The 21,168-nt window shown below is 71.9% G+C and carries 19 protein-coding genes and 1 pseudogene; 11 read left to right on the top strand and 9 right to left on the bottom strand.

Going from position 1 to position 21,168, the window contains the following annotated elements:
* Positions 1–131: 131 nt before the first annotated feature.
* Positions 132–1,571 (bottom strand): annotated as a pseudogene (locus ACIPSJ_RS04970) (MFS transporter).
* Between the two features lie 64 nt (positions 1,572–1,635).
* Positions 1,636–2,835 (bottom strand): lipid-transfer protein, encoded by a 1,200-nt coding sequence (locus ACIPSJ_RS04965; protein ID WP_401343462.1) that lies wholly within the window; start codon positions 2,833–2,835, stop codon positions 1,636–1,638.
* A gap of 163 nt (positions 2,836–2,998) precedes the next feature.
* Between ACIPSJ_RS04965 and ACIPSJ_RS04960 the strand changes: the two genes are divergently transcribed.
* The 5 genes from ACIPSJ_RS04960 to ACIPSJ_RS04940 all read left to right on the top strand — a co-directional run bounded on the left by ACIPSJ_RS04960 (position 2,999) and on the right by ACIPSJ_RS04940 (position 8,595).
* Positions 2,999–4,753 (top strand): MFS transporter, encoded by a 1,755-nt coding sequence (locus ACIPSJ_RS04960; protein ID WP_359208131.1) that lies wholly within the window; start codon positions 2,999–3,001, stop codon positions 4,751–4,753.
* A 188-nt stretch (positions 4,754–4,941) separates the two neighbouring features.
* Positions 4,942–5,589, top strand: a complete 648-nt coding sequence (locus tag ACIPSJ_RS04955) for a class I SAM-dependent methyltransferase (RefSeq protein ID WP_401343459.1) — start codon at positions 4,942–4,944, stop codon at positions 5,587–5,589.
* A 22-nt stretch (positions 5,590–5,611) separates the two neighbouring features.
* Positions 5,612–6,517, top strand: coding sequence for an N-acetylmuramoyl-L-alanine amidase (locus ACIPSJ_RS04950; RefSeq protein WP_359208137.1), 906 nt, complete (start codon positions 5,612–5,614; stop codon positions 6,515–6,517).
* A 152-nt stretch (positions 6,518–6,669) separates the two neighbouring features.
* Positions 6,670–7,479, top strand: coding sequence for a hypothetical protein (locus tag ACIPSJ_RS04945; protein ID WP_359208140.1), 810 nt, complete (start codon positions 6,670–6,672; stop codon positions 7,477–7,479).
* A 105-nt stretch (positions 7,480–7,584) separates the two neighbouring features.
* Positions 7,585–8,595, top strand: coding sequence for an LLM class F420-dependent oxidoreductase (locus ACIPSJ_RS04940; protein ID WP_359208143.1), 1,011 nt, complete (start codon positions 7,585–7,587; stop codon positions 8,593–8,595).
* Positions 8,596–8,723: 128 nt separating this feature from the next.
* Here ACIPSJ_RS04940 and ACIPSJ_RS04935 read toward each other — a convergent pair whose 3' ends face one another.
* The gene (locus ACIPSJ_RS04935) at positions 8,724–9,287 is read right to left on the bottom strand and encodes a hypothetical protein (protein ID WP_401343455.1); all 564 of its coding nucleotides are present in this window, start codon (positions 9,285–9,287) and stop codon (positions 8,724–8,726) included.
* 135 nt (positions 9,288–9,422) lie between these two features.
* On the opposite strand from ACIPSJ_RS04935, the gene ACIPSJ_RS04930 reads away from it, so the two are divergent.
* Positions 9,423–9,710 (top strand): hypothetical protein, encoded by a 288-nt coding sequence (locus tag ACIPSJ_RS04930; protein WP_401343452.1) that lies wholly within the window; start codon positions 9,423–9,425, stop codon positions 9,708–9,710.
* 99 nt (positions 9,711–9,809) lie between these two features.
* Here ACIPSJ_RS04930 and ACIPSJ_RS04925 read toward each other — a convergent pair whose 3' ends face one another.
* From ACIPSJ_RS04925 to ACIPSJ_RS04915, 3 genes are read right to left on the bottom strand one after another with little or no spacing between them, the layout of a single operon-like run.
* Complete coding sequence (locus ACIPSJ_RS04925) at positions 9,810–10,880, bottom strand: prenyltransferase (RefSeq protein ID WP_401343449.1); 1,071 nt, start codon at positions 10,878–10,880, stop codon at positions 9,810–9,812.
* Complete coding sequence (locus tag ACIPSJ_RS04920) at positions 10,877–11,638, bottom strand: class I SAM-dependent methyltransferase (protein WP_359208155.1); 762 nt, start codon at positions 11,636–11,638, stop codon at positions 10,877–10,879. The genes ACIPSJ_RS04925 and ACIPSJ_RS04920 overlap by 4 nt, the downstream gene beginning before the upstream one ends.
* A complete protein-coding gene (locus tag ACIPSJ_RS04915; protein ID WP_359208157.1) occupies positions 11,632–13,026 on the bottom strand; it encodes a glycosyltransferase family 4 protein in 1,395 nt (464 codons plus the stop codon). The genes ACIPSJ_RS04920 and ACIPSJ_RS04915 overlap by 7 nt, the downstream gene beginning before the upstream one ends.
* Positions 13,027–13,245: 219 nt before the next feature.
* On the opposite strand from ACIPSJ_RS04915, the gene ACIPSJ_RS04910 reads away from it, so the two are divergent.
* The gene (locus ACIPSJ_RS04910; RefSeq protein ID WP_359208160.1) at positions 13,246–13,875 is read left to right on the top strand and encodes a TetR family transcriptional regulator; all 630 of its coding nucleotides are present in this window, start codon (positions 13,246–13,248) and stop codon (positions 13,873–13,875) included.
* Positions 13,876–14,161: 286 nt separating this feature from the next.
* On the opposite strand, the gene ACIPSJ_RS04905 is transcribed toward ACIPSJ_RS04910, so the two are convergent.
* Complete coding sequence (locus ACIPSJ_RS04905; RefSeq protein ID WP_401343445.1) at positions 14,162–15,043, bottom strand: tetratricopeptide repeat protein; 882 nt, start codon at positions 15,041–15,043, stop codon at positions 14,162–14,164.
* Positions 15,044–15,159: 116 nt separating this feature from the next.
* On the opposite strand from ACIPSJ_RS04905, the gene ACIPSJ_RS04900 reads away from it, so the two are divergent.
* Positions 15,160–15,786, top strand: a complete 627-nt coding sequence (locus tag ACIPSJ_RS04900; RefSeq protein ID WP_401343442.1) for a 1,4-alpha-glucan branching protein — start codon at positions 15,160–15,162, stop codon at positions 15,784–15,786.
* Between the two features lie 14 nt (positions 15,787–15,800).
* Here ACIPSJ_RS04900 and ACIPSJ_RS04895 read toward each other — a convergent pair whose 3' ends face one another.
* Complete coding sequence (locus tag ACIPSJ_RS04895; RefSeq protein ID WP_359208167.1) at positions 15,801–16,034, bottom strand: ferredoxin; 234 nt, start codon at positions 16,032–16,034, stop codon at positions 15,801–15,803.
* 9 nt (positions 16,035–16,043) lie between these two features.
* Positions 16,044–17,501: an aldehyde dehydrogenase gene (locus tag ACIPSJ_RS04890; protein WP_401343439.1), complete on the bottom strand. Its 1,458-nt coding sequence runs from the start codon at positions 17,499–17,501 to the stop codon at positions 16,044–16,046.
* Positions 17,502–18,045: 544 nt separating this feature from the next.
* Here ACIPSJ_RS04890 and ACIPSJ_RS04885 point away from each other — a divergent pair.
* The 3 genes from ACIPSJ_RS04885 (at position 18,046) to ACIPSJ_RS04875 (ending at position 21,163) form a co-directional block, all read left to right on the top strand.
* The gene (locus ACIPSJ_RS04885) at positions 18,046–19,362 is read left to right on the top strand and encodes a glycoside hydrolase family 3 N-terminal domain-containing protein (RefSeq protein WP_401343436.1); all 1,317 of its coding nucleotides are present in this window, start codon (positions 18,046–18,048) and stop codon (positions 19,360–19,362) included.
* 113 nt (positions 19,363–19,475) lie between these two features.
* Entirely contained in the window at positions 19,476–20,591 is a 1,116-nt protein-coding gene (locus tag ACIPSJ_RS04880; protein ID WP_401343434.1) for an MBL fold metallo-hydrolase, read from the top strand.
* A 119-nt stretch (positions 20,592–20,710) separates the two neighbouring features.
* A complete protein-coding gene (locus tag ACIPSJ_RS04875; protein WP_401344572.1) occupies positions 20,711–21,163 on the top strand; it encodes a nuclear transport factor 2 family protein in 453 nt (150 codons plus the stop codon).
* Positions 21,164–21,168: the final 5 nt, after the last annotated feature.

Below are 21,168 nucleotides of genomic sequence, written 5' to 3'. Positions count from 1 at the left end.
CGAAGCCCTCGAACCTGCCGGAGCCACCGACCCGGCCGAAGCCACCGAACCCGCCGAAGCCCTCGAACCTGCCGGAGCCACCGACCCGGCCGAAGCTACCGAACCCGCCGGAGCCACCGACCCGGCCGGAGCTACCGACCCGGCCGCGCCACGGCTCCTCGGCGCGGCAGCCACAGCAGCATCAGCACCGCTCCGCCGAGGAGCAGCCCGGTGCTGGTGCGGAACGCGGTCGCGTACCCCTCCGTCAGGGCGGCCGCCCCGCCGTCCCCGCCGGTCCGGGCCGCCGCGATCGTCGACATCACCGCGAGCCCCAGCGAACCGCCCATCGTCCGCGAGGTGTTGACGAGCCCCGACAGCAGCCCGGCCTCCGCCGGCGCCGCCCCGGACGTGGCCAGCGAGGCGAGCGGGGTCGCGGCCAGACCCGCGCCGAGCATCATCAGGATCCCCGGGACCATGATGGCCGTCGTATAGGCACCGTCCGGGCCCAGCGTCGACTGCCAGGCGAAGCCCGTCGCCGCGACGAGCGTGCCGCCCACCGCCACCGTCCGCGTCCCCGCCCGCCGCATCAGCCGGGGCGCCAGCTTGGAGCCGACGAGCACCGCGACCGAACTGGGCACCAGGGCGAGACCGGCCTCCAGCGGGGAGTAGCCGAGGACGTTCTGGGCGTAGAGCGTCATGAAGTACCACATGCAGAACATCGCCGAGCCGGACACCAGCATGGCCGCGTTGGCGGAGGCCACCGCGCGCCGGCCGAGCAGCCCGAGCGGCATCAGCGGGGCCGCCGTACGCGCCTCGACCGCCAGGAACAGCCCGAGCAGCGCGAGTCCGGCGGCCAGCGGGACCAGGGTGGCCGCCGCCGTCCATCCCTCGGCCTCGGTCTGCGAGATGCCGTAGGCCAGCGTGCCGAGGCCCGCCGTCACCAGCAGCGCGCCGGGCAGGTCGAGCCGTCGGCCGTCCCCGGCGCGGCTCTCCGTCAGCCACCGCAGTGACCCGGCGAGGACGACCGCGCCCACCGGCACGTTGATCAGCAGGACCCAGCGCCAGGACAGCACGTCCACCAGCACCCCGCCGACCAGCCCGCCGGCCGCGCCGCCCCCGGCGCCGACCGCCGTCCAGGTGGCGATCGCCCGCGCCCGGGCCGCCCCCTCCGGCACGGCCGCCGTGAGCAGGGTCAGCGTCGAGGGCGCCAGAACGGCCGCCCCCAGCCCCTGCACCGCCCGGGCCAGCAGCAGCTGCCAGCCGTCCTGGGCGAGCCCGCCGCCGAGCGAGGCCAGCGTGAACAGGCCGAGCCCGACCAGGAACATCCGCTTGCGGCCGTAGAGGTCACCGGCCCGGCCGCCGAGCAGCATGAACCCGGCGAAGGCGATGGCGTACGCGTTCACCACCCACTACAGTCCGGACGCGCTCAGCGCCAGATCGGCCCGCATCGACGGCAGCGCCACGTTCACCACGGACACGTCGAGCACGACCAGGAACTGTCCGGCACACGCCAGCGCCACCACCAGCCAGGTGGGGGACGCGGTGCGGCGGGATATGTGCGAGGTGTCCGCGGCTTCCAGCATGAGCGTCATGCTCTCAACCCGGTTACGGTCCTTGCATCGGCTTTTCGGCCCACCCTGACCTCGGTCCTCCGGCCTACCCCGCCCTCCGGAACAGCGTCACCACCGCCGCCCCGCCCAGCCCGATGTTGTGCGCGAGGCCGACCCGGGCGCCCGGCACCTGCCGGTCGCCGGCCGTGCCCCGCAGCTGCCAGACCAGCTCGGCGGTCTGGGCGAGTCCGGTCGCGCCCAGCGGATGCCCCTTGGAGATGAGCCCGCCGGAGGGGTTCACCACCCAGCGCCCGCCGTAGGTGGTGGCGCCGGACTCGACGAGCTTGCCGGACTCGCCGGCGGCGCACATGCCGAGCGCCTCGTACGTCAGCAGCTCGTTGACGGAGAAGCAGTCGTGCAGTTCCACGACGTCGACGTCCTCGATGCCGAGGCCCGAGCGGTCGTAGACCTGGCGGGCCGCCGCCCGGGACATCGGCTGTCCGACGACGTCGATGCAGGAGCCGGACGCGAAGGACTCCTCGGTGTCGGTCGTCATCGCCTGCGCGACGATCTCGACGAGTCCGGTGAGCCCGCGCCGTTCGGCGAAGCGCTGTGAGACGACCACGGCGGCCGCCGCGCCGTCGGAGGTGGGCGAGCACTGGAGTTTGGTGAGCGGGCGGTGGACCGTGCGCGCGGCGAGGATGTCGTCGACCTCGTACACGTCCTGGAACTGGGCGTACGGGTTGTTCGCCGAGTGCCGGTGGTTCTTGGCGGCCACGGCGGCGAGCTGCGCCTCGGTGGTGCCGTACCGCTCCATGTGCTCGCGGGCCGCGTCGCCGAAGATCTGCGCGGTGGGCGGGGTCATCTCGAAGCCGTGCCGGGCGGCCATCACGCCGTAGTGCCGGGCGACGGGGGACGTCGAGAAGTCCCCGCCGTCGGCTCCGCTCCCCAGCGCGCCCCTCTTCATCTTCTCGAAGCCGAGGGCGAGGACGCAGTCGGCCGCCCCGCCCTCGACGAGCTGCCGGGCGAGCATCAGGGCGGTCGCGCCGGTGGCGCAGTTGTTGTTGACGTTGTAGACGGGGACGCCGGTGAGGCCCAGTTCATAGGCGGCCCGTTGACCGGCGGTGGAGGGCTGGAAACAGTAGCCGATCGGAACCTGTTCCACCTCGCTGTACGAGATCCCCGCATCGGCGAGCGCGGAGCCGCCCGCCTCCCGGACCATGTCCCAGTACTGCCAGTCACGGGTCTCGGGCTTCTCGAACTTCGTCATCCCGACCCCGGCGACATACGCCTTCACGGCACTCATGGCGCGTGAGACTAGAACACGTTTCACAAAGAGGCCAGACCCTGACGGCAGATCAGAAACCCATGGGACGGTCAAGGATTCGTTAGAAGCTCGAAGCAACGGAATAGTTGCCTGTGCATACGAGGTTTACCGGGCACTTATCCAATCGGGGAGGCCTCACTCAATGACGCACACGACGACCGACCAGCCCACCCGGGGCGCGAGCGGGGCCGTGGTCCCGGTGCTCGCCTTCGCGGGCATCGTGGTCGCGGTGATGCAGACCCTGCTCGTCCCGGTCATCAAGGACCTGCCGCAGCTGCTGGGCACCGAACCCAGCAACGCCACCTGGGTCCTGACCTCGACGCTCCTCTCGGGCGCCGTGGCCACCCCGATCATGGGCCGCCTCGGCGACCTGTACGGCAAGCGGCGGATGCTCGTCCTCAGCCTCGCCGTGATGGTGGTCGGCGCGCTGATCAGCGCGCTCACCAGCGAACTGCTCACGATGATCGTGGGCCGCACCCTGCAGGGCTTCGCCATGGGCGCGATCCCGCTGGGCATCGGCCTGATGCGCGACATGCTGCCGCGCGAGAAGCTCAGCTCGGCGATGGCCCTGATGAGCTCCTCCATCGGCGTCGGCGGCGGTCTCGCGCTGCCCGCCGCGGCCCTGGTCGCCCAGCACATGAACTGGCACGCCCTGTTCTACGGCGCCGCCGGCCTCGGTGTGCTCTCCATAGCCCTGACCCTCCTGGTCGTACCGGAATCCCCGATGCGCGCGGAGGGCTCGTTCGACGTGGCCGGCGCGCTGGGCCTGTCCACCGGCCTGGTGCTGCTGCTCCTTCCCATCACCAAGGGCAGCGACTGGGGCTGGTCCTCCGGCACCACGCTCGGCCTGTTCGCCGCCTCCGTCGTCGTCCTCCTCCTGTGGGGCGTGTTCGAGCTGCGCCACTCCGCCCCGCTGGTCGACCTGCGCACCACCGCCCGCCCGGCGGTGCTCTTCACCAACCTCGCGTCGATCATGGTCGGCGTCAGCTTCTACGTCGTCTCGCTGGTCCTTCCGCAGCTGCTGCAGCTTCCGAAGGCCACCGGCTACGGCCTCGGCCAGTCCATGGTCGCCGCCGGCCTGCTGGTCGCTCCGCTGGGCCTGACCATGATGTTCACGGCCCCCGTCTACGCCCGCCTGTCCGCCAAGTACGGCCCCAAGACCACCCTCATCCTCGGCATGCTGATCATCGCGATCGGCTACGGCGCCGGCCTCGGCCTGATGAGCGCGCCCTGGCAGAGCCTGGTCATCGCGGTCGTCCTCGGCGCGGGCATCGGCCTCGCGTACTCGTCCCTGCCGGCGCTCATCGTGGGCGCGGTCCCGGCGTCGGAGACGGGTGCGGCGAACGGTCTCAACACGCTGATGCGGTCCATCGGTACGTCGGTGTCCAGCGCCGTCATCGGCATGGTGCTGGCGAACACCGCGAACCACGTGGGCGGTGTCGCCATCCCGACGATGCACGGCTTCCGGGTCTCCTTCCTGATCGCGACGGGTGCGGTGGCCGTGGGCCTGGTGCTCGCGCTGTTCCTGCCGAAGCGGAGCGTGCCGGAGGCTGCCGCCGCCCAGCACACGCAGCTGCGCGCCAGCAGCGAGGAGGATGCCGCGCTCGCCAACGCCGAGTCGGTGCTCCGGGGTTTCCGTGGGCGGGTGCTGTCCGCCGAGGGCACGCCGGTCGCCCGTGCGAAGGTCACGCTGATCGACCGGCGGGGGCGGCAGGCGGGGGCGACGCTGTCCGGCGAGGACGGGGCGTATGCGCTCGCGGTGCCGGCCGAGGGGGCGTATGTGCTGGCCGCGACGGCGGTGGGGCACGGGCCGCTGGCTTCGTCCGCCACGCATGCGGGGGATGAGCGGGCGGTGGATCTGGATCTTTCGCTGCCTGGTGAGACGGTCAGCGCCTAGTGGGGTGCCGCGGTCTGCCGGTTGGCGGGTGCGGCACCATCGTGGCTGGTCGCGCCCACGCGGCGGAGCCGCAAACCGATACGGCCCCGCGCCCCTGACGGGGCGCTTCCCGTACCCCCTGTCGACATCGTCGGCGGGGGGTACGACAGCATGGGGCGCCGGAGCGTCGTACTACCGAAGGGACCCCCATGGCAGCGCCCGAGCCCAGGACTCTCGCCGCGTTCGAGAAGGCCAAGGGGTTCATGCCCCTGCACGAGGGACTGGCGTTGCACACGGCCGCTGTCGAGGCCGGGGCGCTGGGGCTGCCCCTCCTCGAAGTGGGGACGTACTGCGGGCGTTCCACGCTGCTGCTGGCGGATGCCGCGCGGGCGGCCGGGGTGACCGCGCTGACCGTGGACCATCACCGGGGCAGCGAGGAGCAGCAGCCGGGGTGGGACTACCACGATCCGGAGACGGTGGACCCGGAGATCGGTCTGATGGACACGCTGCCGACCTTCCGGCGCACCCTGCACAGGGCGGGGCTGGAGGACCATGTCGTCGCGCTCGTCGGCCGGTCGCCGCGGATCGCCGCACTCTGGAACTCGCCGCTCGGGTTCGCCTTCATCGACGGCGGGCACACCGACGAGCACGCCACCGCCGACTACGAGGGCTGGGCCCCCCATGTGGCCGAAGGCGGGCTGCTGCTGATCCACGACGTCTTTCCCGACCCGAAGGACGAGTTCACCGGACAGGCCCCTTACCGCGTCTACCTGCGCGCCCTGGAGTCCGGCGCGTTCACCGAGGTCTCGGCCCACGACTCGCTGCGTGTCCTGCGGCGAACGGGGGCGGGGATCTGAGGGCGCGGTTAGAGTCGCAGACGTGTCGTACACAGGCCCGGAATTCGATCTCCCGCAGCAGCGCCGGTCGCGGCGGGTGCCGCTTGCTGTCGGTCTCGTCGCGCTGGTGCCCGGTGCGCTGCTCGGGTGGGTGGTGTACGAGGGGGTCGGGAAGCCCGGTGGGAGTGGCGGGCAGGCGGGCGCGGCGACGACCCGGTCGGCGCCGGTCTCCCCGAGCGACGACGCGAAGGTGCCCAGTCCCAGTGCGGTGCCCTCGCTCAAGGGGAAGGTCGTCGTGATCGATCCGGGGCACAACCCGGGGAACTTCCAGCACACGTCCGAGATCAACCAGAAGGTGAACATCGGGACGAACTGGAAGGAGTGCGATACGACGGGGACGTCCACCAACGCCGGTTACAGCGAGGCCCGGTTCACGCTGGACGTCGCGCACCGGTTGCGGGCGCTGCTGGAGAGGCAGGGCGCCACGGTGCGGCTGACCCATGACGGGGACCGGCCCGCCTGGGGGCCGTGTGTGAACAAGCGCGCGGAGATCGGGAACGCCGCGCACGCCGACGCGGCCATCTCGATCCACGCCGACGGAGCGCCCGAGGGCGACCGCGGGTTCCATGTCATCCTGCCCGCGTCCGTGCACTCCGGTGCCGCCGACACCCGCCCGATCGTGGCTTCCTCGCGCACCCTCGGGGAGCGCATCGAGAGCGACTTCGCGAAGGTCACCGGCAGCGCTCCGTCCAACTACGTAGGCAACGGCACCGGTCTCGACGTACGTAAGGATCTCGGCGGTCTCAATCTGTCAACGGTTCCCAAGGTGTTCATCGAGTGCGGCAACATGCGCGATAGCAAGGACGCGGCACTGCTGACGAGCGGGGCCTGGCGGCAGAAGGCGGCACAGGGAATTTCTGAGGGGATCGTGAGTTTCCTGCGCGGGTAGGCATCGGCGGACAGGTCCGGGCGGACACCCTGATCGTCCGGACGATAGTGTCCTTCCTGAGATTCCTACGATTTCCGCAATCGATTCCTAGGATGTGGGGCACACCCCGCGACGCCTCCTCCGCCGACGAGACGACCTACGAAGGACCTGAAGTGAATATCCGCTCCCTCACTAGAGGCGACGGCGTGGTGATCGGAGCAGCGGTGTTGCTGTTCATCGCGTCGTTCCTCGACACGTTCGACACGGCCGGCAACGGTAACCCGAACGCCTGGGACAACCTCGGCCTGGTGATGAGCATGTACGTCGGCGGCATCGCCGGCGCGGTCCTGATCGTCCTCGCCCGCGCGCTACCGCAGCCGCTCAAGTTCGTCGGGCTCGATCTGGGCCAGATCGGCGTCGGCCTCGCCGTGTTCTCGCTGTGGACCGCGTTCTGGTCGACGATCGATCCGCTGGGCCCGTTCAGCGACAGCGTCGCCGGCGTCAGCATCGGCGCCGGCTCCGGTCTGATCCTCGGCCTGATCGCCGCGCTGCTCCTGGCCGCCGCCGCGATCGCCACCCCGCTGGTCCCGGCGCTCCAGGCGGCCCTGGTCCCGGCCCCCAAGCCGCAGGCCCCGCAGCCCTACGGCGCCCAGCCCCCCGGCGGCTACGGCTACCCGGGTGCCGCCGCCCCGCAGCCCGGCCAGCCGTACGGCGCCCAGCCGCAGCCCGGCCAGCCCTTCGGCCAGCAGCAGCCCCCGGCCGCCGCGCAGCAGCCGCCGGCCCCCGAGTTCTCGCCGTTCTGGTTCGCCGTCCCGGTGGCGCGGCCGCTGTTCGCGGAGGACGGCTCGACCGCGCCGATCGCCGAACTGGCGCCCGGCACCTGGTACTTGGCGGTCGAGCAGCGAGGCGGCGCCCTGGTGGCCCAGACGCAGGACGGCCGCCGTGGCGTGCTGCAGGACACCTCCGGGATCCAGCGCGGCTGAGCCGACCGCCGGAAGACCGACTACGGCCCCTTGCCCTTCCGGGTGAGGGGCCGTTGTCGTACAGTCCGTCCGGACTTCGGCCTGATCTACCGTCAGGAGGCTGGCATGCGGCTCGGGTTGGCACTCGGCTACTGGGGGCGCGGGCCCTCCGCGGACCATGTGCCGCTGGCGAAGGAGGCCGAGCGGCTCGGGTACCACTCGGTGTGGACGGCGGAGTCCTGGGGCTCCGACGCCTTCACCCCGCTGACCTGGATCGCCGCGCAGACGTCGACCATCCGGCTGGGTACGGCCGTCGCCCAGATGGCGGCCCGCTCGCCGACCACCACCGCGATGCACGCGCTGACCCTGGACCATCTGTCGGGGGGCCGGGTGATGCTGGGGCTCGGGCTGTCCGGGCCGCAGGTGGTGGAGGGCTGGTACGGCCGCCCGTTCCCGAAGTCGCCGCTGACCGCGACCCGGGAGTACGTCGACGTCGTACGGCAGGTGCTGCGGCGGGAGGGGCCGGTCGAGTCGGACGGGCGCTTCCACTCGCACCCCTACCGGGGGCCGGACGGCACCGGTCTCGGCAAGCCGCTGAAGCCGATCACCCATCCGCTCCGCGCCGACCTGCCGGTCCTGCTGGGCGCCGAGGGGCCGAAGAACGTGGCGCAGACGGTCCGGATCGCCGACGGCTGGCTGCCGCTGTACTGGGCGCCGAGCCGGCCCGAGGTGTACGGCCCGGCGGTCGCCGAGCTGCCCGAGGGGTTCCTGGTCGCGCCGATGGCCCAGGTCAAGGTCTGCGACGACGTGGCCGCCGGGCTGCTGCCCGTGAAGGCCATGCTCGGCTTCTACATCGGCGGGATGGGGCACGCGGCCCGCAACTTCCACGCCGACCTGATGGCGCGCATGGGGTACGAGGCACAGGCGCGGCGGATCCAGGAACTGTTCCTCGCCGGGCGGCGGGAGGAGGCCGTACTGGCGGTGCCGGACGCGTTCGCCGACGAGATCTCGCTGGTCGGGCCGCGCGAACGGATCGCCGAACGGCTGGAGCTGTGGCGCAAGGGCCCGGTCACCGACCTGCTGGCGCTGGCACCTGATCCGCACACGCTGCGGGTGCTGGCCGAGCTGAACTCGTAGTCGCGAGCAGCGGCGAGAACGGGCCCGCGAGGGCCGGCGGGAGCGCCGGCCCTCGCGGCGGGGGAAGCGGCGCCGGGGTCTTCGGCCGAACACGGGGCGAACGACACACCGGCGCCGAACCGCCTTTGTCAGTGGGTGAGTTGGGATGCCTTGGGCACCTGGTTGGTGACCGTGGCGCCGGCGCTCTGCCCGGCCTCCTTGACCTGGTTGATGATGTCGTCGAAGGAACTCGCCGCGTTCCCGTCGCCCTTGCGGAGCTTGGACGGCAGGTCCTTCAGGGCGTCGATGCCGGCGGACAGCGGTGCGATCGCCTTGGCCAGCAGCGGATCGCCCTGGGCGTTCTTCTTGGCCGCCTTGAGCCGGTTGTAGGCGAAGGCGCCCGCGGCACCGGCCTTGATCAGCGCGAAGGTGCGGCCGTGGGCGCCCTTCTTGAACTTGCCGGCCTTCCAGGGCTTCACGATCCACTGGTAGGTCGCGCCGGCCGCGAGGGACGCGTTCGCGACGAACCGCGTCTTGGCGAACTTCTGTTTCTCCGCGGACGTACTCGGACTGGGCGTGTCGGCCACGGCGGCCGCCGCCGCGGCATTGTCGATGGACTTGCTCCGGGTGCCGCCGGCGCAGGCGGTGACGCCGGCGACCAGGGCACAGCAGAGGGTCAGTGCGACGACGAGGCGCCGTATCGGTACGGGCACGGGGTCCTCCCGTGTGTCTCGGTGTCCTCCCCGAGCGGGTACTTCCTCCGGCAGCCTCACCCAGATGGCGGCACCTCGCCACTCGGGGGAACACCGTCAAGGTTTCAAGGACCGTTCAGCGGCAAGCCGCAGGGTATGTCCTCTGAACGCGGTGCCAATCAGGCCGGTAGGGTCGTCGCGGTCGTCGCCGACGTCATGGCCCTCATCCTGGGCCTCTGGATCCTGATGTACCTGCTGGACGCGAACCGGGCGAACAGCCTGGTCCAGTTCGTCCACAACGCGGCCGACTGGCTCGCCGGCTGGTCGCGCGACCTCTTCACCTTCGACAAGGCCTGGGCCCGCGTAGTCGCCGGCTACGGCCTCGCGGCAGTGGTCTACCTGTTCATCGGCCACGCCATCGCCAACCGAATGCACCGCCACTGAAAATCACCGGTCGGTGAGGCGCCCCCGAAGGGGCGCGGGGAACTGCGCGACCAGCCACAACACACCCGCACCCGCGCTACCACAGAACCCCCCACCCCGCTAGGCGCAGCAATCCACCTCAAGCCCGCCCGGAAGCTCCTCGCCCCCGAACACCGCACACGTCGCGTCATGCCCACCCAGCGCCGCGACCGCCAGCAACAGCGACCCCGCCGTCCACGTGGTCAGCTCGCGCGGCCACACCGCGTCGTCCTCGAACACGTACCCCGTCCAGTACAGCCCCGACTCCGCGTCCCGCAGATGCTGGATCGACTGAAGGATCTCCAGCGCCCGGTCGGACTCCCCGACCGCCCACAGCGCCAGCGCCAGCTCCGCCGACTCCCCGCCCGTCACCCACGGATTGGGTACGACACACCGCACCCCGAACCCGGGTACGACGAACCGCTCCCAGTCCTTCTCGATACGGGACTTGGCCTCCGCACCGGTCAACGCCCCGCCCAGCACCGGGTAGTACCAGTCCATCGAGTACCGGTCCTTGTCCAGGAACCGCTCCGGGTGGAGCCGGATCGCGTGCCGCAGCGCGCCCACCGCCAACTCCCAGTCCGGCTGCGCCTCTTCGCGCTGCTCGGCGATGGCGAGCGCACAGCGCAACGCGTGGTGGACCGACGAACTCCCGGTCAGCAGCGCGTCGTCGGCGGGCGTGCCGTCGTCGTCCCGGCGCCAGCCGATCTCGCCGCCCGGCTGCTGCAGCCGCAGCACCCACTCGACGGCCGCGTAGACGGCGGGCCACATCCGGTCGAGGAAGGTGTCGTCGCCGGTGGAGAGGTAGTGGTGCCAGACGCCGACGGCTATGTAGGCGACGAAGTTGGACTCGCGGGCCCGGTCGGTGACGTCGTCGTGGGCGCCGTCGGCGTAGGCCGCGTACCAGGAGCCGTCCTCGTTCTGGTGCCGGGCCAGCCAGCCGTACGCCCGCTCGGCGGCCTCGTGCTCCCCTGCCGCGTCAAGGGCCATCGCGGCCTCGGTGTGGTCCCAGGGGTCCAGGTGGTGCCCCCGGAACCACGGGATCGCGCCGTCCTCCCGCTGCACGGCGAGGATGCCGCGGACGGTCGCGGCGGCCTGCTCGGCGGTGAGGACCCCGGGCAGGACGAGGTGTTCTGTCCGGGGGGTGGTCACTTGGCGGCCACCTCGGCGTTCCCGGCCTTCTCCGACACGGGGGGCAGGTGCGGCTTGGTCGCGTAGACGACGAAGCTCTTGCCCATCACCGGGTTCAGTGCCTGCTCGGCGACCCGCGTGGCCAGCGGCTTCTTCATGATGTCCCAGACCAGCAGCTTGTGGTACGCGCGGACCGGCAGCGCCTTGTCGTTGTCGACGCCGAACGCGCACTTCAGCCACCAGTACGGCGAGTGCAGGGCGTGCGCGTGGTGGGAGCCGTACGGCCGCAGACCGGCTTCCTTGATCTTCCCGACCAGTTCGTCGGCCTTGTAGATGCGGATGTGGCCGCCCTCGACCTCGTGGTAGGCGTCGGAGAGCGCCCAGCAGACCTTCTCGGGGCCGTAGCGCGGCACGGTGACCGCTATCCGCCCGCCGGGCCTGAGCACCCGCACCATCTCGGCGAGCACGCCCTTGTCGTCGGGGATGTGCTCCATCACCTCGGAGATGATGACGACGTCGAAGGACTCGTCGGGGAACGGCAGGGCGAGGGCGTCGCCCTCCATGGCGGTGGCGGTGGCGCCCGCCGGGGCCTCGCCGGCCTCCTTCATCGCCGCGAACCACTTGGCGACCTCGCGGATCTCCTCGGCGTTCTGGTCGAGGGCCACGACCTGGGCGCCGCGCCGGTAACACTCGAAGGCGTGGCGGCCGGCTCCGCAGCCGAGGTCCAGGACTCGGTCGCCCGGGGCGAGCGGGAACCGGGAGAAGTCGACGGTCAGCACGTGGCCCTGCTTTCGGGAGTGGAAGCGACGTCTACGAGGGGGGTGGCCGCGGGGCGGCCCGGAGTCGTGGGCGCGGACCGCTCCCCGGTACGGTCGGCGATCGCCTCGCGGTAGCGGGCCACCGTGCCCTCGGCGGCGCGGGCCCAGGTGAAGTGCCGCAGCACCCGCTCACGGCCCGCACGGCCGAGCCGGGCCCGCAGCCCGGGGTCGCCCAGCAGCCGGCCGAGCCCGGCGGCCAGCGCGCCCGCGTCGCCCGGCGGTACGGCCAGGCAGGTCTCCCCGTCCCGGCCGGCGACCTCGGGGATCGCGCCGCCGGTCGTGGCGACCAGCGGGGTGCCGGTCGCCATGGCCTCGGCAGCGGGCAGCGAGAAGCCCTCGTAGAGCGACGGCACGCAGGCGACCTCGGCCGACCGGACCAGGTCGACGAGTTCGGCGTCCGAGATGCCCTTCACGAACTCGACGGCGCCGGCGAGGCCGTAGCGCTCCATCGCCTGGGCGACGGGTCCCTCGGTGGGCCGCTTGCCGACGACGACGAGGTGGGCGGCGGGGTGCTCGGTCCGTACCTTGGCGAGCGCCTCGACGAGGAAGACCAGCCCCTTCAGGGGCACGTCCGCGCTGGAGGTGGTGACGATCCGGCCGGGCACCTGGGGCACGGCGGGATTCGGCGCGAAGAGATCGGTGTCGGCGCCGATGTGGACGACGTGGATACGGTCCTCGCGGACGCCGAGGTGGTCGACGATCTCCTGGCGGGAGGTGCCGGAGACGGTGAGCACGGAGGGCAGCCGGCGGGCGACCCGCTTCTGCATCCGGGTGAAGGCGTACCAGCGCCGTACGGAGTACCGCCGCTGCCAGCCCTCGGCCGCGTCCAGCTCCAACCGCCGGTCGACGGTGATGGGGTGGTGGATGGTGGTGACGAGGGGTGCGCCGACGTCGCCCAACAGGCCGTACCCGAGGGTCTGGTTGTCGTGGATGACGTCGAACTCCCCGGCGCGGGCGCGCAGATGGCGGCGGGCGCGCAGGGAGAAGGTCAGCGGTTCCGGGAAGCCGCCGGTCCACATGGTCGCCACTTCGAGGGCGTCGATCCAGTCCCGGTACTCGTCGCGCTTCGGGGTCCGGAAGGGGTCCGGGGAGCGGTACAGGTCGAGGCTGGGCAGCTCGGTGAGGGTGAGTGCGGGGTATCCCTCGTCGAGGACCGGGTACGGCTGTGAGCCGATGACCTCGACCCGGTGGCCGAGGCGGGCCAGCTCGCGTGACAGGTGCCGTACGTAGACGCCCTGGCCGCCGCAGAACGGGTTCCCTTTATAGGTGAGGAGCGCGATGTCGAGCGGTCGCTCGCCGTCGGCGGCGGGTTCCTCCTTGGTACCCGCCCGCCTGGCCTCAGCGGTCACTCCGGGCCCCCTTCTCCCTGCTCTTTCCCGCGAGATTACGCCGGGACGCTAATCTAGAACAAGTTTCAGACTTGATCGTTCAAGAGGCTCTGAATCTACCGGCAGGTAGGGGCGGAGTGAGCAGTGGATCAGGTGATTCGCGCCACGGCGCGAACCCCTGCCATGCTGTCTGATCACTCGCCCCAACGCTGCCCTCACCGACTGTCACGGACGGGACCCATGCCTGCGGAAGCCAAGGTGGACACCGGCGCCAGATCGGCCACCCCGCCGCTCACCGAGCGGCAGGAGGCCCGGCGCCGCCGGATCCTGCACGCGAGCGCCCAGCTGGCCAGCCGGGGCGGTTTCGACGCGGTGCAGATGCGCGAGGTGGCCGAGTCCTCCCAGGTGGCCCTGGGCACGCTCTACCGCTACTTCCCCTCCAAGGTGCACCTGCTGGTCGCGACCATGCAGGACCAGCTGGAGCACATGCACGGCACCCTGCGCAAGAAGCCCCCGGCGGGCGACACGGCCTCCGAGCGGGTCGCCGAGACCCTGATGCGGGCCTTCCGCGCCCTGCAGCGGGAGCCGCACCTGGCCGACGCGATGGTCCGGGCGCTCACCTTCGCCGACCGCAGCGTCTCCCCCGAGGTGGACCAGGTCTCCCGCCAGACGACGGTGATCATCCTGGACGCGATGGGCCTGACCGACCCCACCCCGGCCCAGCTCTCCGCCGTCCGCGTCATCGAGCACACCTGGCACTCGGCGCTGATCACCTGGCTCTCGGGCCGTGCCTCCATCGCCCAGGTGAAGATAGACATCGAGACGGTCTGCCGGCTGATCGACCTGACGGAGCCGGGCGAGCGGCCGTAGGCGCACGGAAAGACCTACGAGACGGGTTCCCTTCGCCGGCATGGTCCGGATCAGGTGATGGGGGTCGCCGTCCGGCCTTACCGCTGCCTTCCGGCCTCTCAGCCCGACCGTCGACGTCGGCACCGGCGGATGCTTCTGCATCTGCGTCACGCCAGAGTCGGCTACTCCGCTCGGACTCCCTCACTCGCCTCGTAGGCTGCTTTCAGGATAGAACGCGCAGAGCGGATGACAACACCCCAATGGCGGATTTTCTGGACTTTTTCTGATGGGTGCCGCCCAGTCCCGGTCAGCCCCCTCCCGGCGCCTGACCCACCGCCTCCAGCCCGCTCCAGCTCCGCCCGACGGCCGTCTCCGCCGCCCACCGCTCCAGCAGCAGCCGGGCCTCCGCCTCCGGGGCCGCCAGGGACACCCGCTGAGCGCCGGCGTGGGCCTTGCGCAGCTGTTCGTGGGTGCCCTCGCTGCAGCAGGCGCAGAGCAGCCGCAGGCCGCTCGCGGGCTCGGCGCCGAAGTCGTTCTCGACGAAGAGCTCGATCAGCGCCTCCAGGTCGGCGACCTCGCCGGCGCCGACCGTCACCTCCAGCGTCGGCAACTCGGAGGGGCGCAGGAGCAGCAGTTCGTCGAAGACGGGAAACTCACGGCCGTCGACCACCCGGTGCCCCTTGGGCTCGCCGTCGTGCACGACGATCTCGCCGAACCGCCGCCCGGCCGAGACCGGCACGTTCCGCACCCGCCCGCGCGTCGGGCACAGCCGGTCGATCCACACGACCTCGCGCTCGCCACCGGTGTCCAGCCGGACACAGGCCTGCCCGAACCGCCCGTCGATCTCGCCCTCCCCCGGCGGGAGTTGGATGCCGAAGCCGCTCCAGGCGTCCCGGGCCGTCGCCCAGTCCCCCTGGACGGTGGCCGCGATGCCGAGGTTCCAGAACGCCGGATCGCCCTCCCCGCGCGGCGCCCTGGCGGCGGCCTCCCGGCCCAGGGCGTAGGCCTTGGCCCAGTCGCGCAGGAACTTGTGGGCGAGCGCGGCGTCGTACCACCACACCGCGCTGCGCTCCTCGTCCGGGAAGTGGGCGAGGACCCGCTCGAAGAGCCCGGCGGCGGTCAGCCACTCCTCGGCCTCCCAGGCCTCGTAGGCCTCCCTGATCAGCGCCTCGGCCTCGGACTTGCGCACGTTTCCCACCCTGTTCGGCCCGTCGGAACCGCAGGAGCGTACCTCAGGCCGCGCGGACCGCCGCCCGCGGGAAAGTACCTGGCGGGGCGGACCCGCCGGACCGCAGAATCTCCCCCATGGCACTCATCCACCACACCACTCTCAAGCCCACCAAGGTCGAACTCCTCGCCGGCTGGCTGCCCACCCGCCCCTGGTACCGCGGCTCCGCCGCACCGGAGTTGACGAAGGCCGGCGGCTTCCGGCTCGACGACCCGGAGGGCGCGGTCGGGATCGAGTTCATGGTGGTCACCGAGGACTCGGGGGCGTATCTCGTCCCGCTCACCTACCGCGGCGCCCCGCTCGCCGGCGCCGAGCACGCGCTCGTCGGCACCATGGAGCACGGTGTGCTCGGCAGCCGCTGGGCCTACGACGGCTGCCACGACCCGGTGCTGACCGCCGGGCTGCTCGCGCTGATCGAGGGGCGCGTCCAGGCGCAGGCGCAGAGCGTCAGCGACACCCCCGACCGTGAGGTCGTCCGCTCCTACGCCGGCCAGGGCCCCGTCGCCGGTCTCGGCGCCCCCGTCGACACCGACGAGAGCACCGAGTTCGCCGTGCCGGACACCGGCCTGGTGCTGCGGCTGCGGCGGGTACTGACCCCCGGGTCGACCCCGCCCGACGGCGCGGTCGGGCAGGTCAGCGGGGTGTGGGAGCAGCCGGACGGCAGCCGCGCCCACGCCCTGTTCGCGACCCTGCAGACCCTTTAGCCCCCCTGGTCCGCCTACTCCTCCGGCGGGAACACCGGCTCCCCGCTGCCCAGCAGGGTGATCGTGATCGCCTCCACCGGGCAGTTCTCGGCCGCGTCGAGGACCTTCCCGTTGGCGTCGGTCTCCGGGTCCACGGGGTGGGACTGCATGGCGGAGTCGAGGCGGAAGGAGCCGGTGGCGCGGTGGACGCACTGGGCCGAGCCGATGCAGATCGACCGGTCGACCTCGACGTGCCAGCGGTCACCCATGGCGGCGCCTCACCCCTCCCAGCCGGCGGGCAGGTGGATCATCTTGTGCTCGAGGAACTCGCCGTACCCCTCCGGCCCGAACTCGCGCCCCAGACCGGAGTTCTTGTAACCGCCGAACGGGCCGAGCATGTCGAGGCTGAAGGTGTTCACGGAGTACGTGCCCGTGCGGACCTGCCGGGCGACCTCGATGCCGTGCGCCACGTCCGCCGTCCAGACGCTGCCGCTCAGCCCGTAGTCCGAGTCGTTCGCGATCTTCAGGGCCTCGGACTCGTCGCCGTAGGGGAGGAGGCAGATCACCGGGCCGAAGATCTCCTCCCGGGCGATCCGCATGGAGTTGTCGACGCCGCCGAAGAGGGTGGGCTCGACGTACCAGCCCTGGTCCAGACCGGCGGGACGGCCGCCGCCGGTGAGGATCTTCGCGCCCTCCTCCTGCCCGATCCGGATGTAGTCCAGGTTCCGCTGCTGCTGGCGGCGGGCGACGAGGGGGCCCACCTGGGTCGCCGGGTCGAGCGGGTCGCCGACCTTGAGGGCGCCCGCCGCGGCGGCGAAGGCGTCGGCGAACTCGTCGTAGCGGGAGCGCGGGAGGAGGATCCGGGTCTGCGCCACGCACGCCTGGCCGTTGTTCATCCAGGCCGCCGGCACGATCCCGGCGACCGCGGTGGCCACGTCGGCGTCCGGCAGCACCACGGCCGCCGACTTGCCGCCGAGTTCCAGGGTCACCCGGGTGAGGTTCTTCGAGGCGACCTCCATCACGCGTTTGCCGGCCGCGACGGACCCGGTGAAGGAGATCTTGTCGACACCGGGGTGGGCGACCAGGTACTCGCTCACCTCGCGGTCCGCCGGAAGGATGGACAGCACCCCGTCGGGCAGCCCGGCCTCCTTCGTGATCTCGCCGAGGATGTACGCGTCCAGCGGTGACTCCGGCGACGGCTTCAGCACCACCGTGCAGCCGGTGAGCAGGGCCGGGGCGAGCTTGGCCGCGGCCACGAACTGGGGCACGTTCCAGGGCACCACGGCCGCCACGACCCCGACCGGCTCCCGCCGCACCAGGATTTTCCCGAGCACTCCGTCGCGCGTCTCCTCGTAGGTGAAGTCCCGCGCCACCCTGATCGCCGCGTCCCACACCATCATCGCGCCGAGCGCCTGGGCGAGGACGCTCCAGGAGTACGGGGAGCCGTTCTCCGAGGAGATCACCCGGGCGATCTCCTCGTGCCGCACGGCGATCGCGTCCTTGATCCGGGTGACGACCTCGATCCGCTCGTCGAGCGTCATCCGAGGCCAGGGCCCCTCGTCGAAGGCCCGGCGCGCCACCGCCACCGCCCGGTCCACGTCCTCCCGAGAGGCGTGCGGCACCCGCCCGAAGACCTCCTCGGTATGCGGCGAGATCACCTCGATGACGTCCTTGCCCCGGGGGTCGGTCAACTCCCCGCCGATGAACAGCTGCCCGTACTCCAGGAACTCGGTCATGGCGCCCCGCCACCCTTCCTGACGATGTCTCAGAACTGATACCAGTTCTAGTTCAAGGAAGCCAGGGGTGCGGACGAATAGGTCCTGACCTGCGATTTCAGTACCGGTGAGGAATGCCTCGGGCCGACCCCGGGAGCCGTTAATCCTCGTTCAGGGCGAGTTCCGGCGGTGCCGGCCGCCGGGACCACGGCCCGGCAGAGGACCCCCGGGCGGCAGCGGACGGTGTCCTGGAGCGTCGGCGGGGCCGCGTCGGCGGGACCCTGGCCGGCGGGCCCTGCGGCACTGTCCCGCGCGCGCCCTGCCGGTGGCGGGCAAACGGCTCTGACCAGCGGTTTCGGGAGGGTGACCAAGGGCGGGCCGGTCAGGGCGGCGGCGGTCTGGTTTCCCGTCGGCTCCGGGACGCGCGATCCTGGTGACATGCCGACCGTGGACCTTCGAACAATTTCGGCCCGGAGCGCATCCCACGCTTCGTAAGGCCCATCCCATGCTCATACGGCCCTCGGCGCGACGGGTACCGTCGCGCCTTCCGGAAGGAGGCCGGGCGATGATCGTCCCGTCGTACCGTGACCGCAGCAGCGCGACCGCAGCTCCGCGCGTCCCCCGCCGGGCCGCGACCGCACACAGAGTCAGCACCGCCGCCGTCATGGCGGCCATGCTCCTGGCGGGCTGCGGCACGGGCACCCCCGGGGCAGCCGCCCCGCACTCCAGCGACCCCGGTCTGTCCCCGGCGCCTTCGTCCGCCGTGCCGTCGTCCCTCAGGGCGGATCCCGCCGCGACGGCCGCCGCCACCCCGGCCACCACGTCCGCCACGGCCACCGGCGCGACCCCCGCCGCGTGCACCAACAGCAGCAAGCTGGCCGGGTGGTCGAACCGCCGGCTGGCCATGCTGACCATCTCCGTCCCGGTGTCGGAGACCTCGGTGGCCGACGCCACCAGCGAGGTGAGCGCCGGTGCGGGCGGGGTGGTGCTGTTCGGCAGCAAGGCGCCGGCCGACCTCGGCTCCCGGCTGACCACCCTGAAGTCCCATGTACCCGGCCATCTGGGCCTGCTGGTGATGACCGACGAGGAGGGCGGCGGCATCCAGCGGATGGCGAACCTGGTCGGGGACCTGCCCTGGGCCGCCTACATGGGCGCGCACTGGACCCCGGCGCAGATCCAGCAGAACGTCGCCAAGGTCGCCACCAGGATGGCGGCCAACCAGGTCAACATGAACCTCGCGCCGGTGGTCGACGTCGACGGCCGCAACGAGGCCCCCAGCAAGACCAACCCGGACGGATGGCGGTCCTTCAGCGGTAACACCGCGGTGGTCTCCAAGGCCGGTGTCGCGTACATGAACGGGATGCGCGACGGGGGCGTGATACCCGTCGTCAAGCACTTCCCGGGTCTCGGCGGCTCCACCTACAACTCCGACTTCGGCCCGGCCCGTACCCTGCCCTGGTCCACCCTGCAGAAGGTGGCGATCCCGCCGTTCACCGCGGCCATCAAGGCCGGCGCCCCGGCCATCATGATCGCCAACAACATCGTGCCGGGCCTGGGCACCAACCCGGCGAGCCTGTCGCCCACCGCCATCAACTCCGAGCTGCGCGGCAAGCTGGGCTTCAAGGGGCTGGTGGTCACCGACTCGCTCAGCGCCAAGGCGATCTCCGGAGCCGGGTTCAGCGTCCCCGCCGCCGCGGTGCAGGCCCTGCGCTCCGGCGCCGACATGGTCCTGTTCGACCTGGGCGGCAACGTCGGCTCCCAGACCACCGCCATCGCCACGGCGATCACCAACGCGGTGACCGGCAAACACCTCGCCCGCAGCCGCCTCATCGACGCGGCGGGGCACGTCCTGGCCGTCCGGCACGTCAACCTCTGCTCCTGACCGCGCCCCGCGCCGTTCCCAAGTGACCTTCGCCTCTCTGCATCTGACGTTCAATCAGGTCTGGTTATAGTGAGCGAAGGCCGTGGGACGGCGCGGGGGCGGAGGGCGGCGGGATGGCGAACAGTCAGGACGGGCAGGGCGAGCGGGACGAGCGGGACGGACAGGCCCGGGAGGGCGGGACGGCCGCGGTGGCGCCGGAGGTGACCGTGAACGACCACGGCGGAGGTGTGCGCTCCGTCGAGGTGCCCATCCCGGACAACCCCCTCGGCCACACCCTCGTGTACGTCGTCGACACCGACCGCGGACCCGTGCTGGTCGACACCGGGTGGGACGACCCCGGGTCCTGGGACGTGCTGGCGGCGGGGCTGGACGCGTGCGAGGTCGGGGCCGGCGAGGTGCACGGCGTCGTCATCACCCACCACCACCCCGACCACCACGGGCTGTCGGGGCGGGTGCGGGAGGCCTCCGGGGCCTGGATCGCGATGCACGCGGCCGACGCGGCGATCGTACGGCGGGCGCGGGAGACCCGGCCCGAACGCTGGTTCACGTACATGGCGGCGAAGCTCACGGCCGCCGGGGCGCCCGAGGAGCACGTGGCACCGCTGCGGGGCGGACCCCGCCGCCGGAGCACTCCGGCGGGGCTGGCGCCCGCCCTGCCCGACCGCGAGATCGTCCCCGGCGAGCTGCTCGACCTCCCCGGCCGCCGGCTGCGCGCGATCTGGACGCCCGGGCACACGCCCGGCCATGTCTGCCTGCACCTGGAGGAGGCCCACCCGGCCGAACTCCCCGGTCACGGACGCCTGTTCTCCGGTGACCATCTCCTCCCCGAGATCACCCCGCACATCGGCCTCTACGAGGACCCCGACGACGCGACCGTCACCGACCCCCTCGGCGACTACCTCGACTCCCTGGAACGCATCGGCCGCCTCGCCCCCGCCGAGGTCCTCCCGGCCCACCAGCACACCTTCGCCGACGCGCCGGGCCGGGTCCGGGAACTCCTCTCCCACCACGAGGAACGCCTCGCCGACCTGCTGTCCCTGCTCCGACAGCCGCTCACGCCCTGGGAGTTGGCGGTGCGGATGGAGTGGAACCGGCCCTGGGACCGGATCCCCTACGGATCGCGGAACATCGCCGTCTCGGAGGCGGAGGCGCACCTGCGCCGCCTGGTGAAGCTGGGGCAGGTGGAACCGGTGGCGGGGACCGAACCGGTCACGTACATGGCGGTGTAGAAACGCCTCTCATGGACCCTTCGGAACGACTGGACCCTTCGGAACGACTGGACCCTTCGGAACGACTGGACCCTTCGGAACGACTGGACCCTTCGGAACGACTGGACCCCTTGGAGCGGCTGGACCCCTTGGAGCGGCTGCTCGCCGAGCGCGCCTGCGAGCGTCTCGTCATCGACTTCGTCCACCGCCTTGATCTCGGCGAACCCTCCTCCGTCGCCGAGCTGTTCACGGAGGACGGCCGGTGGGAGTGGCCGCCGCCGGGCGACGGACGGCGGGCCGAAGGGCGGGCGGCGCTCGCCGCGTACTTCGGCTCCCGCCCGGCGGGGCGCCTCTCCCGCCGGATCATGTCCAACATCCTGGTCACGGTCACCGGGCCGGACACGGCGACCGCCACCTCGTACTTCCAGACGTACCGGGTCGACGGGTACGAGGGCGGCATGGTCCCGGCCGCGCCGCCCGTCCAGATCGGCCAGTACGAGGACACGTTCCGCAGGGAGGAAGGGAGGTGGCTGCTGGCCTCCCGGTCCCTGGTCCTCCCCTTCGGCGGGCCGACTCCGCGGGCGGCCGGGTGAGGTGC

The sequence above is a fragment of the Streptomyces sp. NPDC090088 genome (genome assembly GCF_044747345.1).
Taxonomy (GTDB): Bacteria; Actinomycetota; Actinomycetes; order Streptomycetales; family Streptomycetaceae; genus Streptomyces.
Note: the sequence above shows the minus strand (reverse complement) of the source record. Positions and strands in the feature narration are given on the sequence as shown.

Excerpts from the sequence above, each read along its gene's own strand:
- ACIPSJ_RS04955 (WP_401343459.1), top strand. The coding sequence starts at position 4,942 with ATGGCAGCGCCCGAGCCCAGGACTCTCGCCGCGTTCGAGAAGGCCAAG.
- ACIPSJ_RS04930 (WP_401343452.1), top strand. The coding sequence starts at position 9,423 with ATGTCCTCTGAACGCGGTGCCAATCAGGCCGGTAGGGTCGTCGCGGTC.
- ACIPSJ_RS04910 (WP_359208160.1), top strand. The coding sequence starts at position 13,246 with ATGCCTGCGGAAGCCAAGGTGGACACCGGCGCCAGATCGGCCACCCCG.
- ACIPSJ_RS04895 (WP_359208167.1), bottom strand. The coding sequence starts at position 16,034 with ATGGGTGACCGCTGGCACGTCGAGGTCGACCGGTCGATCTGCATCGGC.
- ACIPSJ_RS04960 (WP_359208131.1), top strand. The coding sequence starts at position 2,999 with ATGACGCACACGACGACCGACCAGCCCACCCGGGGCGCGAGCGGGGCC.
- ACIPSJ_RS04890 (WP_401343439.1), bottom strand. The coding sequence starts at position 17,501 with ATGACCGAGTTCCTGGAGTACGGGCAGCTGTTCATCGGCGGGGAGTTG.
- ACIPSJ_RS04965 (WP_401343462.1), bottom strand. The coding sequence starts at position 2,835 with ATGAGTGCCGTGAAGGCGTATGTCGCCGGGGTCGGGATGACGAAGTTC.
- ACIPSJ_RS04900 (WP_401343442.1), top strand. The coding sequence starts at position 15,160 with ATGGCACTCATCCACCACACCACTCTCAAGCCCACCAAGGTCGAACTC.
- ACIPSJ_RS04940 (WP_359208143.1), top strand. The coding sequence starts at position 7,585 with ATGCGGCTCGGGTTGGCACTCGGCTACTGGGGGCGCGGGCCCTCCGCG.
- ACIPSJ_RS04885 (WP_401343436.1), top strand. The coding sequence starts at position 18,046 with ATGATCGTCCCGTCGTACCGTGACCGCAGCAGCGCGACCGCAGCTCCG.
- ACIPSJ_RS04880 (WP_401343434.1), top strand. The coding sequence starts at position 19,476 with ATGGCGAACAGTCAGGACGGGCAGGGCGAGCGGGACGAGCGGGACGGA.